Below are 16,051 nucleotides of genomic sequence, written 5' to 3' on the forward strand. Positions count from 1 at the left end.
GAACAAGGCACACCACCCTTCTGACGCCGCAATGCGGCAATCCCACCGTCGAAGCACGTCCGCACGACGGAAGACGGCGTCGACGATGAAACGAGCGCGATGCATGGCTCGGATCGCGACGTATGGCGCGCTTGCACACCAACCCCGACACCTATGGCGGACGGGATCAGGCGCGCACTCGCGATCATCAGTCCAACGCACCCGCGCTCGCACGCGACCGCCCAATCCGACGCACTCGCGCACGCACACGACCCCTCATCCGACGCACTCTCGTACGCAGGGAACCGGGATCGCCCGCGCGCGATCACGCTGTGGGCACTCGAAGCGCCAGAAGCCGCTCCGGCGTCGTCACCCCACTCAAACGACCGCGAATGATCGACTCAACAGAATGGTTCTTGAACGATGCGGAGTGGCCGACGTCGAGGCGCTGACGGCGTTCTTGCACGACGTCGATCTCACCGTGAGCGGTCTGGATGCGCCGAGCGTTCGACTGTGGATCGAGCGCGACGAGAGCGGTGTGATCGCGGGAAGCACCGGGTACGAGATCAGCCCTGATGGTCGGCACGGCCCGCGGTGAGAGCGCGCGGCCGCGACGCGTCATCCCGGGCCCGGCACCGCTCAGACGAGACGGAATGAACCCCCGCAGCCAGACGCCGGCGGTGGACCGAACACGGAAACGCTGCTGCCGATCGGGGCCCCGGGCTGATCTGAACCTCCTGGACTCCTCGTGTCAGGGCCGCGGAGGCAGCGCCTCGACGTCGATCCACCGCGAGAGCACCGCCGCGGCATCCGGACCCCCGGCGCGCTCGACCGCGGCGCGGAAGTCGTCGGTCGTGACCAGGCCGTGCCGGTTCTGCGACGTCCAGGCGCGAATGAGATCGAAGAACGCCGGGTCGCCGAGGGCGCGGCGCAGCGCGTGCACGGCGAGCGCGCCGCGCTTGTACACGCGGTCGTCGAACATGTCGTCGGGCCCGGGGTCGGCGAGCAGGAGATCCTGAGGCTTGGCGGCGAGACGCGCGTAGTGATCGGCGACGCAGCTCTCGACCGGAACACCGCCCGAGGCGTCGGACCACAGCCATTCGGCGTAGCAGGCGAAACCCTCGTTCAGCCAGATGTCCCGCCACCGGGCGATGCCCACGCTGTTCCCGAACCACTGGTGCGCCAGCTCGTGCGCGACGAGCCGCTGCGCGGCGGGCACGAGATGGTTCATGCCGAACACGGCGAGCCCCTGAGCCTCCAGCGGGATCTCGAGTTCGTCGGCGGTCACGACGAGCGTGCACGTGTCCTGCGGGTACGGCCCGAACAGCTCCTGGAACACCCGCAACATGTCGGGCACCGCCGCGAACGCACGGTCGACGGCGGCACCGAGCGCCGGAGGCGCGGTGACGACGATGGGAGGCATGCCGCCGCTTCCGCCGCTCAGGCCGCGCGTGCGGTAGCGCCCCACGTGGACGGCCGCGAGATAGGTCGCCGTGGGCACATCCGACGTGAAGGTGGTGGTGACACGACCGGCCCGCCGCGTCGTGGCGCCCGCGACACCGGTCGCCGCGACTGTGTACCCGTCGTCGACCGTGATCTCCATACGCATCCGGGCGCGATCGTCGGGCCTGTCGTTGCAGGGGAACCAGGTGGGCGCGCCGATCGGCTGACCGGCCACGAGGGCGCCGTCGGTCAGCTCCTCCCATCCCACCGCGCCCCACCGCGAACGCCGCGGGGCCGGGGCGCCCGCGTAGACCACCTCGACCTCGAAGACGGTGCCCGCGGCCAACGGCCGCGGCGACGTCACGCGCAGCACGCGCGGACCTGCCGAGAAACGCGCCGATGCGCCATCGACGCGCACTCGAGAAGCGCGCAGCCCCACGAGATCCAACGCGAACGACGTCAGCGGTTCGCGCGCCACCGCCACGATGGTCGCCGTCCCCTCGAGACGGTTCGTGCGCACGCGATACCCGAGCGCGAGGTCGTACGACTGCACGCCGTACGAGGCGTCGCCGCTCTGCGGGGCGTAGGGATCGGTCACGCTCACGTCGTCGACTGGTAGGCGCGAACCTTCACCGCACGCCAGGGACCGATGGGGTTGCCGCTCCACCGGGAGCCGACCGGCACAGTCTCACCGCGCATGACCAGCGACGCCGGGCCCACGGTGGCGTGCGCCCCGAGCGTCGACGCGGGCAGCACCACGCTGTGCGGGCCGAGGGTGGCCCCGGGCTCGAGCTCGACGGTATCCATGCTCATGATTCGATCATGGAACAGGTGCGTCTGGACGACGCACCCGCGGTTCACGGTCGACGCGTCGCCGAGGGTCACCAGGTCGGGCTCGGGCAGCCAGTAGCTGTCGCACCACACACCCCGCCCGATCTTCGCGCCGAGTGTCCGCAGCCACACGGCGAGCGCGGGCGTGCCGGCTGCGGCGCGGGCGAACCAGGGCGCGGCGACCATCTCGGTGAAGGTGTCCGACACCTCGGTGCGCCACACGAAACTCGACCACAGCGGCTGCTCCCCCGCGCGGATCACACCGACGATTCCCCACTTCGCCGCGGTCGACACCCCGGCGGCGACCGCCCCGGCGGCGAGCAGGACGACACCCGACAGCAGCAGCGTCCAGATCGGCCCGGTGGCCTCCCAGAGCGCCGCAAGTGTGAACAGCACCCCCAGGCCGATACCGCAGGTGACGACGACGGGCACGAAACGGCACAGTTCCCACAGCGTCCGAGCGAGACGGAGCGCCGGCCCGGGGTTGTACGTGCGCGACTCGTCGCCCTCGGCCGACAGACGCCGGAGCCGCACGGCCGGCGATCCCAGCCACGAGGAGCCGGCCTTGGCCTTCGGCGGCGCCGCCGACAGCACGGCGACGAGACCGTCGCGCGGAACACGGTGCCCGGGAGCGGCCATGCCGGAGTTGCCGAGGAACGCCCGCTTGCCGATGCGCACCGGCCCGAGTCGCAGCCACCCGGCGCGCAGTTCGTACGAGGCCACCATCGTGTCGTCCGCGAGGAACGCGCCGTCCTCGATCCGCGTCATCGACGGGATGAGCAGGACCGTGGATGCCTCGACATCACGGCCGACGCGCGCGCCCAGCATCCGCAGCCAGACGGGGGTGAACAGCGACGAGTACAGCGGGAAGAGGATCGTGCGAGCGGCATCCAGCAGCCTCTCGATCGTCCAGGCCTGCCAGGCGACGCGACTGCGCACGGGGTGGGTCCCCTCGGCGAGGCCCAGCGACAGCAGGCGCACGAGCAGGACGACGGATGCCGCGAACACGACCCCTGTGACGGCGACGGCGGGAACGAGCCACGCGAACGCCGCCAGGGCGGCCTGCCCGAGCGCGTCGGCGCCGCGCATCCCCTGCGCGATCACGAGGCCGCCGACCGTGAATGCGGCGAGCGGCAGCACCGCGAGCACCACCGCGGACGCGGCGTACGCCCACAGCCAGCGCGTCGGCGCCGGGGGCCGCTCACTCGGCCAGCCCTTGGCCGTCCCTCCCACGCGCACGGCGGGCGAACCCGCCCACGACTGGTCCGCCTTCACCCGTCCGAACACCGCCGAGCCGGGCGCGATCTCGGCACGCCGACCGATGCGGGTGCCCGGAGCGAGCGTGGAGCGGGCGCCCACCGTGGCATCCGCTCCGATGCGCACCTCGCCGATGCGCACGAGGTCGCCGTCGATCCAGTACCCGGTCAGGTCGACCTCCGGCTCGATCGATGCGCCGTCTCCGACCACGAGCATGCCGGTGACCGGCGGAAGCGCGTGCAGATCCACGTTGCGACCGATCCGGGCGCCGAGCGCACGGGCGTAGTACGACACCCACGGCGCTCCGGCAAGGCCCACGGCATCCACCTGATCGGCGATCTGCTCGGCCAGCCACAGCCGGATGTGCACCCAACCCCCGCGCGCATAGTCCCCCGGCCGCACCCCCGCGAGCAGCAGCCGAGCGGATGCCACGGCGATCGCCATGCGCCCGAACGGCGTGGCGAAGACGAGCAGGCCCACCGCGAGCACGGGCCACGGCACGCTCGGCAGCACCTCGAAGCCCGGCACGAGCTGCAGGATCGCCGAGGCCGTCAGCAGGTACAGCAACCAGCGCACGCCCGCCAGGATGAACAGCGGGGCGCCGAGCAGGGTCTGCGCCCACTGGGTCGTGCGGGGTGTCGGCGCCGCGCGATGGAACTCGAGAGGCGTCTCATCGGCCAGCTGCGGGCCGAGGGCCTTAGCCATCGCACCCAGGCGGGGGACGTCGTAGATGTCGGCGACCGAGAACTCGGGCACGCGCGCGCGGATGCGCGAGACGAGCTGCGCGGCGGCGAGCGACCCGCCCCCGAGGTCGAAGAAGTCGGCCCGGCGCTCGGTGACGGGCAGACCCAGCACCGCCTGCCACTGTTCGGCGAGCCAGCTCTCATCGGCCGAGAAATCGGTCGCGGCGGGAGCGTCGACGCCCGGAAGCGGCCAGGGGAGGGCCGCGCGGTCGACCTTGCCCGAGGTGCGCACCGGAAGGGAGTCGACGACGCCGAGAAGGGGGATGGTCGCGGCGGGCAGACGCTCCGCCAGAGCCGAACGAGCCGCACCCCGGTCGAGGTCGATCCCCTCCTCCATCACGAGATAGCCCACGAGCACCGGAACACCGGCCTCGGTCGTGCGTACGGCCACCGTCGCGGCGCTGACTCCGGCGAGATCCTGCAGCGCCGACTCGACCTCGCCGAGCTCGATACGGCGTCCCCCGACCTTGACCTGGTCGTCGGCCCGCCCCTGGAACACCAGCCCCTCGGGTTCGAAGCGCACGAGATCGCCGGACCGGTACGCGCGCTCCCACCCGAGGGTGGGCATGGGCGCGTACTTCTCGGCATCCTTCGCCGGGTCGAGATAGCGGGCGAGCCCGACGCCGCCGATGATCAGCTCGCCGACCTGCCCCTCCGCCACGGGGAGGCCCTCGGCATCCACGACCGCCAACGCCCACCCGTCGAGGGGGAGGCCGATGCGCACGGGCAGCGAGCCGTCGAGCGGGGCGGCGCAGGCCACCACCGTCGCCTCGGTGGGGCCGTAGGTGTTCCACACCTCGCGGCCCTCGGCGACGAGCCGGGCGGCGAGCTCGGGCGGGCACGCCTCGCCGCCGAAGATGAGCAGGCGCACGTTCTCGATCGAGTCGGCGGGCCACATCGCCGCGAGCGTCGGCACGGTCGAGACCACCGTGATGCCCTGGCGCAGCAGCCACGGCGCGAGATCCTCGCCTGAGCGCACGAGGGACCGCGGTGCCGGCACGAGGCAGGCGCCGTGACCCCACGCGAGCCACATCTCCTCGCATGATGCGTCGAAGGCCACCGACAGCCCCGCGAGAACCCGGTCGCCGGGGCCGAGCGGTTCCTGCTGCAGGAAGATCCGCGCTTCCGCCTCGACGAACGCGGCGGCCGAGCGGTGCGACACGGCGACGCCCTTCGGTACGCCGGTGGAGCCGGACGTGAAGATGATCCACGCGTCGTCGTCGACGGTCGGCGGAGCGACGATCGGCACGGCATTCGTGCTCGGGTGCGGGGCGGCGCCGTCGTAGAGGCGCACGAGGTCGGCATCCTGTGCGACGAACTCGCCGTCTCCCGCGACGATGCCGCGGACGCCCGCCTCGCCGAACACCAGACGAGCGCGGTCGTCGGGGTCGTCGGCATCCACCGGGACGTAGGCCGCGCCCGCCGCCATCACCGCGAGGATCGAGACGTACAGCTCCTTCGAGCCCGAGGGCATGCGCACCCCGACTCGGTCGCCACGGCGGACGCCCGCCTCGTGCAGGGTCCCAGCGGTCTTCCACACCCGCGCCAGCAGCTCGCGGTAGCTGAGCGCGCCCGACCCGTCATCGATCGCGGAGGCCTCGGGATGCCGTGCGGCGACGTCGGTGAGGATGTCGATGAGCGTGCGCGCGGGCGGAGCCGCGGTCGTTCGATCGAGCGGAGCCTGAGGGGCGGTGGCAGGGGTCGTCACGGGGGTGAACAGTACATCGCCCGGGGAAACGCCCCGGAAAGGCCGCCCCGGTTCACCTGCCGTTCACCGGCGGGGCGCAGTCTCTTAAGAGTCACTGTTTACCGTTCACGGCGAACCCTGCACCGGGTTCCTGTTCCCGACATGCGAAGGATTCACACCGTGAAGATCTCCCGGATCGCCCAGCTGGGCACCGTGGCCGCCGTGGCCTCCCTGACTCTCGCCGGCTGCGCCGGTCCCTCCAGCTCCGCTCCCGCCGGCGGAACGTCGGAGTCCCCCTCCTCCGCCGACGTGGCGTTCACGATCGACCCCAACCTCTCCGGCACGATCACCGCCGGTGGCTCCAGCGCCCAGTCCAACGCGCAGGCCGCGTGGACCAGCGCCTACAACGCCCAGGCCAAGGGCGTCACGGTCAACTACGACAAGTCGCAGGGCTCCGGCGGTGGCGTCACCAACTTCCTGAGCGGCGCCTACGACTTCGCCGGCTCCGACGCCCCCCTCAACGCCGACCAGACCGCGCAGTCCGCGGCCCTGTGCACCGAGGGCGGCGTCAACATCCCCGTCTACCTCGACGGCGTCGCCATCATCTTCAACATCCCCGGCATCACCGACCTGAAGCTCTCGGGCGAGACCATCGCGAAGATCTTCGCGCTGCAGATCACCGACTGGTCCGACCCGGCCATCACCGCCGACAACGGCACCGCGCTGCCCGCCGGCACCATCACCACCGTCGCGCGTTCCGACGGCTCGGGCACCACGCAGAACCTCACCAACTACCTCGCGGCGACCCAGTCGTCGGTGTGGACCGCCCCCGCGGGCAAGGACTGGCCGATCGAGGGCAACGTCTCGAAGCAGAAGGGCGGCTCGGGCGTCGTCGAGGCTGTCAAGGCCGGCTCCGGCACCATCGGCTACGCCGACCACTCCGCCATCGGCGACCTCAACGCCGCCGCCATCGTCACCGACGGCACCGCGGTCCCCTACAGCGCCGAGGCCGTCACCGCGACGTTCGAGGCCGCCGCGGTCGACGCCAGCAACGGCGTCGAGGGCGACCTGTCGAAGAAGTTCGACTACTCGAAGCTGACCGCCGAGTCGTACCCGATCCCGCTCGTGTCGTACGCGGTCACCTGCTCGACGTTCAAGGACGCGACGCAGGCCGAGCTCGTCAAGTCGTACCTCGGCTTCGTCACCAGCACCCTCGGCCAGCAGGTCGCCGCCAAGAACGCCGGCTCCGCCCCGCTGCCCGACTCGGTGCTCGAGGCGGCCGCCGAGACCCTCTCGGCCATCAAGTAAACATCTCGTCGGACTCGGCCCGGCTCGCACGTCACGTGCGGGTCGGGCCGGGCTGATCGGAACGGTCGATCGCGCATCGAACGCTCCGCTGAGCCGAATCCTCACCAGAACACCCGATCGAGGAGCACCCCATGACCCGTGCCGAGCGTGAGGTCCCCCGTGACTGACACCGTCGCCGAGCAAGAGACCTCCCCGGTCTCACCGACCCCGCCCCGCGCCAGCATCGTGGGCAAGCGCCGCGTCGGCGACACCGTCTTCCTGGGCCTGTCGACCACCGCCGCCGTCTCGATCATGATCATCCTCGCGGGCGTCGCGATCTTCCTGATCCTGCGCGGACTGCCGGCCATCACGGCCAACTGGAGCGAGGGCGACCTCGCCGGGTACCAGAACCGCAACTGGTCCAGCTTCTGGGAGTACGTGGGACCGCTGCTGTTCGGCAGCATCTGGGCCGCGTTCATCGCCATGATCATCGGCACGCCGGTGGCCATCGGCATCGCCCTGTTCATCTCGCATTACGCACCCCGCCGCATCGCGGGCGCGCTCGGCTACATCGTCGACCTGCTGGCCGCGGTCCCCTCGATCGTGTTCGGCCTCTGGGGCATCATCGTGATGCGCCCGCTGCTGCTGCCGGTGAGCCAGTTCCTCAACGAATACCTCGGCTGGATCCCGCTGTTCAACGGTCCCGTCTCGACCACCGGTTCGACGATGTTCACCGCCGGCGTCGTGCTCGCGGTGATGATCCTCCCGATCGTGACTTCCATCACGCGCGAGATCTTCCTGCAGACCCCTCGTCTACACGAAGAGGCGGCGCTGGCCCTCGGTGCCACGCGCTGGGAGATGATCCGCCTCGCGGTGTTCCCCTACGCCCGCAGCGGCATGGTCTCGGCGACGCTGCTCGGCCTGGGCCGCGCCCTCGGTGAGACGATGGCCATCGCGCTCATCCTCTCCCCCAGCCTCATCTACTCGGTGCTGCTGCTGACCGACGGCTTCAACTCGCAGACCATCGCGGCCAACATCGCGCTGAACTTCCCCATCGCGACCGACCTGCAGCGCTCGGCGCTGATCGGAACCGGCCTGATGCTGTTCGTCGTGTCGCTCGCGGTCAACATGTTCGCCCGCTACATCATCGGCGCGACGGGCCCCGGCGCCAAGGGTCGCAAGAAGGGCAAGCGCTCATGACCGCCACCGCACCCTCCGCACCCCTCGCCCTCACCAGCGGCCAGCTCCCCCGCTTCATCGAGCCCGCCCTGCTCGCGGGTGTGGCGGTCGTCGTGGCCGGCGTGCAGGTGCTCATGGGCGGCTTCAACCTCGCCACGTGGCTGATCCTCTCGGCGGTGCTGTACCTGATCGCCATCGGCGTCGGCTCCGCGATCGTCGAGAACCGCCGCAAGGCCGTCGACCGCGTCGTGCGCGGGCTCGTCACGGCCGCCTTCCTGCTCGCCGTCGCCCCGCTCATCTCGACGCTCTACACCGTCGTGTCCAAGGGCCTCGCGGTGGTCAACTGGCAGTTCGTCACCCAGGTCGGCGGAACCGCGTTCGACCCGAACACGCTCGAGGTCGTCGCCACGGCGGGCGCCTGGCAGGCGATCGCCGGAACGCTGATCATCACGGGCATCGCGGCACTCATCTCGGTGCCCATCGGCATCCTCGCCGCGGTCTACCTCGTCGAGTACGCGCTGCCGACCAACCCGCTGCGCCGCGCGATCACCTTCCTGGTCGATGTGATGACGGGTATCCCCTCGATCGTCGCCGGTCTGTTCGCGTTCTCGCTGTTCAGCCTGATCGTCGGTCCGAAGGCGTTCAGCGGGTTCTCGGCATCCATCGCCCTGTGCGTGCTGATGATCCCCATCGTCATCCGCTCCACCGAGGAGATGCTGCGCCTGGTCCCCGCCGACCTGCGCGAGGCGTCGCTCGCCCTGGGCGTGCCGCGCTCCGCGACGATCATCAAGGTCGTGCTGCGCACCGCCGCGTCGGGCATCATCACCGGTGTCGTGCTGGCCGTTGCCCGCGTCGTGGGTGAGACCGCGCCGATCTTCATCGCGGCGAGCTTCACCGACAACTTCAACGCCAACCCGTTCGAGGGCCCCATGCAGACCCTCCCCGTCATGGCCTACACCGCGTACAGCTTCCCCGGACAGGACATCGACGCGTCGCAGGCGAACGCCTGGGGTGCGGCGTTCCTGCTGGTCGTCCTCGTCGTCATCTTCAACCTGATCGCCCGTATCGTGGCGGCGGTGTTCGCGCCCAAGGCGCGCTGAGCCCAGAAAGGCACCTTCGTGTCCAAGAGCATCGAGGTCCAGGACCTCAACGTCTACTACAGCGATTTCCTCGCGGTCGAGGGCGTCTCGATCGACATCGAGCCCCGCTCCGTCACCGCCTTCATCGGCCCCTCGGGCTGCGGCAAGTCCACGTTCCTGCGCACGCTCAACCGCATGCACGAGGTCATCCCCGGCGGTCACGTGAAGGGTCGCGTGCTCATCGACGGCGACGACCTCTACGGCCCGGGCGTCGACCCGGTGCTCGTGCGCCGCCACGTGGGTATGGTCTTCCAGCGCCCCAACCCGTTCCCGACGATGTCGATCCGCGAGAATGTGCTGGCCGGCGCGAAGCTGAACGACAAGCGCATGTCGAAGAGCGACGCCGACGGTCTGGTCGAGAAGTCCCTCAAGGGCGCGAACCTCTGGAACGAGGTCAAGGACCGCCTCGACAAGCCGGGCGGCGGCCTCTCGGGCGGTCAGCAGCAGCGCCTGTGCATCGCGCGCGCCATCGCGGTGTCGCCCGATGTGCTGCTGATGGACGAGCCCTGCTCGGCCCTCGACCCCATCTCGACCTTCGCGATCGAGGAGCTCATCTCCGAGCTCAAGAACGACTACACGATCGTCATCGTCACGCACAACATGCAGCAGGCATCGCGCGTGAGCGACAAGACCGCGTTCTTCAACATCGCCGGCACGGGCAAGCCCGGCAGGCTCATCGAGTACAACGACACCTCGACGATCTTCACCGCGCCGACCGTGCAGGCCACCGAGGACTACGTGTCGGGCCGCTTCGGATAAGCCACGAACACGCGAGAGCCCCGCTTCGGCGGGGCTTTCGTCGTTTCCGGAATGCCACGATCCCGGTGCCGGCGCAACGCGCGGCGCCGGGACGCGTCTTCCGGATGCCGCGATCCCCGGCCCTGGCGCACCGCTCGGCGCGGAGTTGTCGGTTCCGGGTGCGGCGGCCCGGCGCCCGCGCACCGCTGAGCCCGAAGAGACATCGGTTCCGGATGCCGCGCCCCGGCGCCGACGCACCGCTCGGCGCCGCCGACGTCAGTCGCGAGGGCTCAGCAGGTAGGCGTTCAGCTCATCGGTGAGCGCCCGGTCCACCGGGATCGCGTGTCCATCGACGGCGGAGACGGGCGCCGCGAGCCGCACGCTCGACAGCAGCCACACGGCATCCGCTCCGGCGAGGTCGTCGACCGCCACGGTGTCGTACGCGGTGGCGAACCCCCGCTGCTCGAGGTGGGCGAACAGACTCAGCTGCGTCGTTCCATGCAGGATGCCGGCGCTCGGCGCGGGCGTGACGAAGCGGTCGCCCACGCGCAGGACGACGGATGCCGTGGGCGCCTCGAGCACGAAGCCGTCGCTGGTGACGAAGACGGCGTCATCGGCGCCGCGACGCTTCGCCTCTCGGATGGCAGCCATGTTCGTCGCGTACGACAGGGTCTTCGCACCGAGGAGCAGCCACGGCGCCCGCCCCGGCACGTCGAGGGCGTAGCCGCGGTCGAGCGTCACGATGCGCACGCCCTCGGTGCGGGCTCGGGCGTTGTCAGGAGCGTCGGCGAGGGTGATCCACGCGGTCGGCGACCCCTCGCCCTCGACACCGCGGCTGAGGAGGAGCTTCATGACGTTCTCGCCCTCCCCCGCCTCGGCGGCGACCCGCTCGACGGCCGCGCGCCACTGCGCGAGGTGAGGTGCCGGCAGTTCGCACAGCTCGGCGGAATGAGCGAGACGGCGCAGGTGCGGACCGACCTCTTGCGGGTGGCCGTCGACGACGCCGAGCGACTCGAAGATGCCGTCGCCGCGCTGCGCGCTCAGCTCGCCGAAGGGGAGCGCGGGGGCGAGCGGATCAATGATGCGCAGGGTGTCGTCGAACGACTCCCTCGGATCATCGGATGCCACGGGGTCGATGCGGAGAGCGAAGCGCCAGGCCATGCAGCGAGCCTACGCGCCGGCACCGACACGCCCGGGGCTTGTCAACGGGGCCGCGGAAGGGAATGTCTCGACCCCGCGCTTGTTACACTCTTCTAGCCGGGCCGCAGTAACCCCGGGCTCCATCTTCTGCCGCTATGAGCGGCCATGCGCCGAGAGGCGTTCTGCGGTCCGGCACTTCGCTTTTCTGCTCCCGCAATGCGGCCGTCGCGTCTTCGACGAACCTGCCGCGGACGCGCGGGCCTTGCGCGTGCCGACCGCGCGCCGCCGCGGACGCCAGGTTCCTGAGCCTGTCGAAGGGACCGGCATACCCGCACCGGCCTCAGCTCAACGCATCGCGACGCCACAGCGCGGCGCACGCCGCCAGATCGTCGGCATAGGTCGCCAGGCGCAGGGCCCGCGTCGTCAACGCCGTCGCACGCTCCGACTCGGTGTTCTCGTAGTCGTCGGCCAGATGCGTCGATCCGGCGGCCTGCACCCGGCAGAACGCGGCAGCGCGGTCCAGCGCGACGGCGAAATCGCCCTCGAACAGCCCGCGCAGGATGGTGTCGATGAGTTGCACGAGCTCCCCCGGCCCCGCCGGTGCCGGCGCGCCCGCCACCACGGCATCCACCGTCGTCATCTCCACGCGTCCACGCTCGTACAGCAGCGCCGCCGTGGCGGAGTCGTCATGGATCATCAACTGGAGCAGGTAGAGCCGCCAGAGGGCACCGGGGAGCGACCGCGCCGGCGAACGCGACCAGAGCTCGGCGATGTCGTCGATGCCGTGGTCGTCGGTGAACGCGACCAGCCGCTCGACGACGTCGACCGAGGGGTCGGCCCGAACGCGCGACAGCAGCGCGTGGGCGGTGCTGTGGGCGACGCGCGACACCTCCGCCGGGTCGTCGGCCGCGAAGAGGCGGTCGAAGAGTTCGGCGGGGCGGCGCACCGGCTTGTGGAACTCGCGGGGGGAATCGCTCATCGTTCCAGGCTAGGGCGTGACCGGTCGGCCGCGGGCCGAGCCGCGTCGCCGCTCAGGCCGTGGCGACGGCGACGACGGGCTCGCTGCTGGGCGTGCCGTCGGGCGACCCTCCGGCGGGCTCGATGGTGACGGCGATGATGTCGCCGACGTGCATCTCGCCCTGCAGGACCGCGGTGGCGTTGCCGTCGGCATCGGGCTCGAACGTACCCGCGGCGATGGGAGTCTCACCCCGCACAAACCACAGCTCGTAGGTGGTGCCGTCGGCCAGTGCCGGCATGCCGTCGGTGACGAGCACGCTCTGCCCCGTCGAGGGCGACCAGTGCGCCGTCGCCACCGTTCCATCGGCCATCGTCGCCGTCGCGGACTGCGCGTCCGGCGCCTTCTCGATCTGCTCCAGCGCGACGACGGCCGCGGGAGGGGTGAACAGCTGACTCACGGTCACGGCGCCGAAGCCGAGCACGAGCACGGCCGCGAAGGACGCGGCGAGCGCGAACCATCGACGCGCCCCCCACCCGGATGCCGGTGACGGACGGGCCGGCTCAGCGGCGCGCGTCGGCGCGACGGGCGCGGTTCCCGCGGCGGCGTAGTCCTCGTCGTCACGGCCCTGATCGGCAGCGGCGGACGAGGCGTTGGATGCCGCCGGTTCCTGCGGCAGGTCGGAGATCCGAGCGAAGAGCGCGGCGCGTACCGATGGCGGCGGCTCGACCGGTTCGATGGCGGAGCTGATGGCGGTGGCGGTGTCGGCCGCTTCGCGCACGTGGTGGTCCCAGTGCGGGTTGCCCGCGAGAGCCTCCTGGTACGCGCGTTCATCTGCCTCGGTGAGCGCATGCAGCGCGTGCCCGACGGCGAGGTCGGCGAAATCCCTCTCGTTCACTTGTCCACCCCCATCTCCATTCGCAAGCGCGACAGGCCGTCGCGCATCCTGGTCTTGACCGTACCGAGCGGTGCCCCGACGAGGGTAGCGATCTCACTCTGGCTGTATCCACCGAAGTAGGCCAGCGTGAGCGCTTCCTTCTGAGCGTCGGGAAGCGCCGCCAGTGCATCGACGACGCGCCGCCCCTCCATCTTCAGTTCGACTTTCTCAGCGACGTGGTCGTACGCGACGTCCATATCGCGGAAGCCCGCGCGCACGTCGCGATCGACGCTCGACTGCGACGACCGCACGCGGTCCACCGCTCGCCGGTGCGCGATCGTGAGAACCCACGACCTCCCCTGACCTCTGTTCGGAGTGAAACGCGCAGCGGATTGCCAGATCTCCAAGAAAACCTCTTGCAGCACCTCCTCGCTCTGCGAGCGATCAACGAGGACGCGCAGGATGAGCCCGAATGCCCGAGCGGACAGCGCGTCGTACACCTCGGCGAAGGCTGCGCGGTCGCCGTCGGCCACCCGCTGGAGCAGGATGCCGATGTGATCGACTTTCTCGAGCCCTTCTTCGGGCAGGTCGAAGCCGTCGATCACCATGACACCCATCATTGCTCACCTCTCGCGCGCCCCCGCGCGTGTACGCGCGCGAGAGGAATCGTTTCGTGATGAACCGTTACGTTGCGGGGCGTCCTCACCCCGGGCCCTCCACCCTCGCAAGAAATATTCCGAAGAATATTTATCTGCCTCTGACCTGGGTTTCATCGATCTGCGAGGATCGAAAGCGAGGGGAATCGGCAACATTTCGCAATCCGTTCCCCGCGGGGTCCCGAAGACCCTGTGTAAGCCGCTCCACGGCGAACCGCCCCTCGCACCGGGGTGTCCCTGACGGGTCGCAGCCGCGATCCGAACGATTTCGGAGGAATGTCATGCTCACCAACAAGAAGCCTGTCGTCGCCGGTCTCGCCCTCGTTCTGGGCTCGGCCTTCGCACTCACCGCATGTTCGGGTGGCACGACCTCCGGTGGCTCGACCACCGAAGAGAGCACCGCCCCCTCGATGGAGGCATCGCCGTCGATGTCGGCCTCGTCGTCCGCTATGGACCCGGCCGCCAACCTCGTCGGCCCCGGCTGCGCCGACTACGCCGCCGCGGTTCCCTCGGGCGCCGGCTCGGTCGAAGGCATGGCCGCCGACCCGGTCGCGGTCGCCGCCTCGAACAACCCGCTGCTCACCACGCTCACCTCCGCGGTCAGCGGTCAGCTGAACCCCAACGTGAACCTGGTCGACACGCTGAACGGCGGCGAGTTCACCGTCTTCGCTCCGGTCGACGACGCGTTCGCCAAGATCGACTCGGCCACCATCGAGACGCTGAAGACCGACACCGACCTGCTGACCAAGATCCTCACCTACCACGTGGTTCCCGGCCAGATCGCGCCCGACGAGATCGACGGCACGCACGCCACGGTCGAGGGTCAGGACGTCACGGTCGCCGGCTCGGGCGACTCGATCACCGTCAACGGCACCTCGAACGTCATCTGCGGTGGCGTCCAGACCGCCAACGCCACGGTGTACCTCATCGACACGGTGCTGATGCCCCCGATGTAAGTCCTCGGGCGCGCGAGTGATCGCGCGACCGATCGGTCGATGATCGACCGACCTGACGGCGAGCGCCGGACCCCAGGCGAGGGGGTTCGGCGCTCGCTCTTTTCGTCTGTCAGTCCGCCTCGACGACGCGAACGATCTCGTTCTGCACCAGGCGCGCGGCGGTGGGCCCCGCGTTCATGAACCACGGGTCGTAATCGACCGCGACGGCGTTCCCGTCGGCGACCGCAGCGAGCGTGGACCACAGCGGAGCGCTCTCGATGAAGGAGACACCCTCTCCGGTACCGGCGTAGAACACGTGATCGGCGTCGGCGAGGTCGATCCGCTCGGCGCTGATCTCCTGCGACGTCTCGTCGAATTGCTGCGACGCGGGGCGCCCCAGCCCGAGATCCTGCGCCAGGCCCCCCGCGAACGAGGGGACACCCATGATGCGCGTACGATCGCCCGTCGACTGCAGGAACGACACGGTGGGCTCCCCGACCGGGTGGGTCGCTGCGAATGCGGAACTCTCGGAATGGAGCGCGTCGAGGATGCCGCGCGCCGCGCCCTCCTCCCCCAGCGCATCAGCGATGAGGAGGAAGTCGCTCTTCCAGTTCACCCCGTTGCCCTTCGTCACGACCGTGGGGGCGATGGCGGACAGCGCGCCGTAGAGCTCCGCGCCGCGCGTCGAGTTAACGAGGATGAGATCGGGTGCGGACTGCGCGATCGCCTCGAGATCGGGCTCCGTGCGCTGGCCGATGTCGTCCATGGCGTCGAGCGCTGCGACATCCGCCGGGAAGGTGTCACGCAGGTATTGCGGAACCAGCCCGCTGTTCTCGGCGCGCGTGGCCGCGGTGGGCACGCGGCCGAGCGTCAGGACGGCGTCGAGCCGACCGGTCGAGACCACCGCGATGCGCGACGGCGCTGTGGAGATCTCGGTCACGCCGTTCAGGTGCGTCACCTCACGGGGGAAGACGCCGTCGGCCTCGGCGGAGCCCATCCCGGGCTCGAGGTCGCGCGCCACGACCCACTCACCGGTGGCACCGGCTTCGGCGTCGATGCTCGCGACGGGCGCGGCGACTCCCGCGCATCCAGCGAGGGCGACGACGGCCGCCGCGCCGATGACGGCGACGGTGAGACGACGGGGGCGAAGAGGAGGAGGAAAGGACGGGAAACGAAATCGAGTCACACGGTTAGGGTAACCTTAC

13 protein-coding genes are annotated in these 16,051 nt (G+C 70.3%); 6 read left to right on the plus strand and 7 right to left on the minus strand.

Annotation, left to right across the window (positions count from 1 at the left end; genetic code table 11):
• Positions 1-409: 409 nt before the first annotated feature.
• Positions 410-577, plus strand: coding sequence for a hypothetical protein (locus AS029_RS10355; RefSeq protein WP_217630073.1), 168 nt, complete (start codon positions 410-412; stop codon positions 575-577).
• 153 nt (positions 578-730) lie between these two features.
• Here AS029_RS10355 and AS029_RS10360 read toward each other — a convergent pair whose 3' ends face one another.
• Together AS029_RS10360 and AS029_RS10365 are read right to left on the minus strand one after the other, a co-directional pair.
• Positions 731-2,026 carry a M1 family metallopeptidase gene (locus tag AS029_RS10360; protein WP_058232532.1) on the minus strand — a complete coding sequence of 432 codons (1,296 nt, stop codon included), beginning with the start codon at positions 2,024-2,026 and terminating at the stop codon, positions 731-733.
• On the minus strand, positions 2,023-5,961 hold the full coding sequence (locus tag AS029_RS10365) for a Pls/PosA family non-ribosomal peptide synthetase (protein ID WP_082642262.1): 3,939 nt from the start codon (positions 5,959-5,961) through the stop codon (positions 2,023-2,025). The genes AS029_RS10360 and AS029_RS10365 overlap by 4 nt, the downstream gene beginning before the upstream one ends.
• 159 nt (positions 5,962-6,120) lie before the next feature.
• On the opposite strand from AS029_RS10365, the gene AS029_RS10370 reads away from it, so the two are divergent.
• The 4 genes from AS029_RS10370 (at position 6,121) to pstB (ending at position 10,304) form a co-directional block, all read left to right on the plus strand.
• Entirely contained in the window at positions 6,121-7,248 is a 1,128-nt protein-coding gene (locus tag AS029_RS10370; RefSeq protein ID WP_058232534.1) for a PstS family phosphate ABC transporter substrate-binding protein, read from the plus strand.
• A 159-nt stretch (positions 7,249-7,407) separates the two neighbouring features.
• Positions 7,408-8,427, plus strand: coding sequence for a phosphate ABC transporter permease subunit PstC (pstC, locus tag AS029_RS10375; RefSeq protein WP_058232535.1), 1,020 nt, complete (start codon positions 7,408-7,410; stop codon positions 8,425-8,427).
• Positions 8,424-9,506, plus strand: coding sequence for a phosphate ABC transporter permease PstA (pstA, locus tag AS029_RS10380; RefSeq protein WP_058232536.1), 1,083 nt, complete (start codon positions 8,424-8,426; stop codon positions 9,504-9,506). Before pstC ends, pstA begins: the two co-directional genes overlap by 4 nt.
• A gap of 18 nt (positions 9,507-9,524) precedes the next feature.
• Complete coding sequence (gene pstB, locus AS029_RS10385; protein WP_058232537.1) at positions 9,525-10,304, plus strand: phosphate ABC transporter ATP-binding protein PstB; 780 nt, start codon at positions 9,525-9,527, stop codon at positions 10,302-10,304.
• 255 nt (positions 10,305-10,559) lie between these two features.
• Here pstB and AS029_RS10390 read toward each other — a convergent pair whose 3' ends face one another.
• The 4 genes from AS029_RS10390 to sigK all read right to left on the minus strand — a co-directional run bounded on the left by AS029_RS10390 (position 10,560) and on the right by sigK (position 13,875).
• Complete coding sequence (locus AS029_RS10390) at positions 10,560-11,444, minus strand: aminodeoxychorismate lyase (protein ID WP_058232538.1); 885 nt, start codon at positions 11,442-11,444, stop codon at positions 10,560-10,562.
• A gap of 319 nt (positions 11,445-11,763) precedes the next feature.
• Positions 11,764-12,402, minus strand: a complete 639-nt coding sequence (locus AS029_RS10395; protein ID WP_058232539.1) for a hypothetical protein — start codon at positions 12,400-12,402, stop codon at positions 11,764-11,766.
• Positions 12,403-12,454: 52 nt separating this feature from the next.
• Positions 12,455-13,276: an anti-sigma factor gene (locus AS029_RS10400; protein WP_058232540.1), complete on the minus strand. Its 822-nt coding sequence runs from the start codon at positions 13,274-13,276 to the stop codon at positions 12,455-12,457.
• A complete protein-coding gene (sigK, locus tag AS029_RS10405; protein WP_175456654.1) occupies positions 13,273-13,875 on the minus strand; it encodes an ECF RNA polymerase sigma factor SigK in 603 nt (200 codons plus the stop codon). The genes AS029_RS10400 and sigK overlap by 4 nt, the downstream gene beginning before the upstream one ends.
• Before the next feature lie 317 nt (positions 13,876-14,192).
• On the opposite strand from sigK, the gene AS029_RS10410 reads away from it, so the two are divergent.
• Positions 14,193-14,867 (plus strand): fasciclin domain-containing protein, encoded by a 675-nt coding sequence (locus AS029_RS10410; RefSeq protein ID WP_058232541.1) that lies wholly within the window; start codon positions 14,193-14,195, stop codon positions 14,865-14,867.
• Between the two features lie 109 nt (positions 14,868-14,976).
• On the opposite strand, the gene AS029_RS10415 is transcribed toward AS029_RS10410, so the two are convergent.
• Positions 14,977-16,032 (minus strand): iron-siderophore ABC transporter substrate-binding protein, encoded by a 1,056-nt coding sequence (locus tag AS029_RS10415; RefSeq protein WP_228375928.1) that lies wholly within the window; start codon positions 16,030-16,032, stop codon positions 14,977-14,979.
• Positions 16,033-16,051 lie beyond the last annotated feature (19 nt).

This window comes from Microbacterium enclense (assembly GCF_001456955.1).
GTDB classification, from domain to species: Bacteria; Actinomycetota; Actinomycetes; order Actinomycetales; family Microbacteriaceae; genus Microbacterium; species Microbacterium enclense.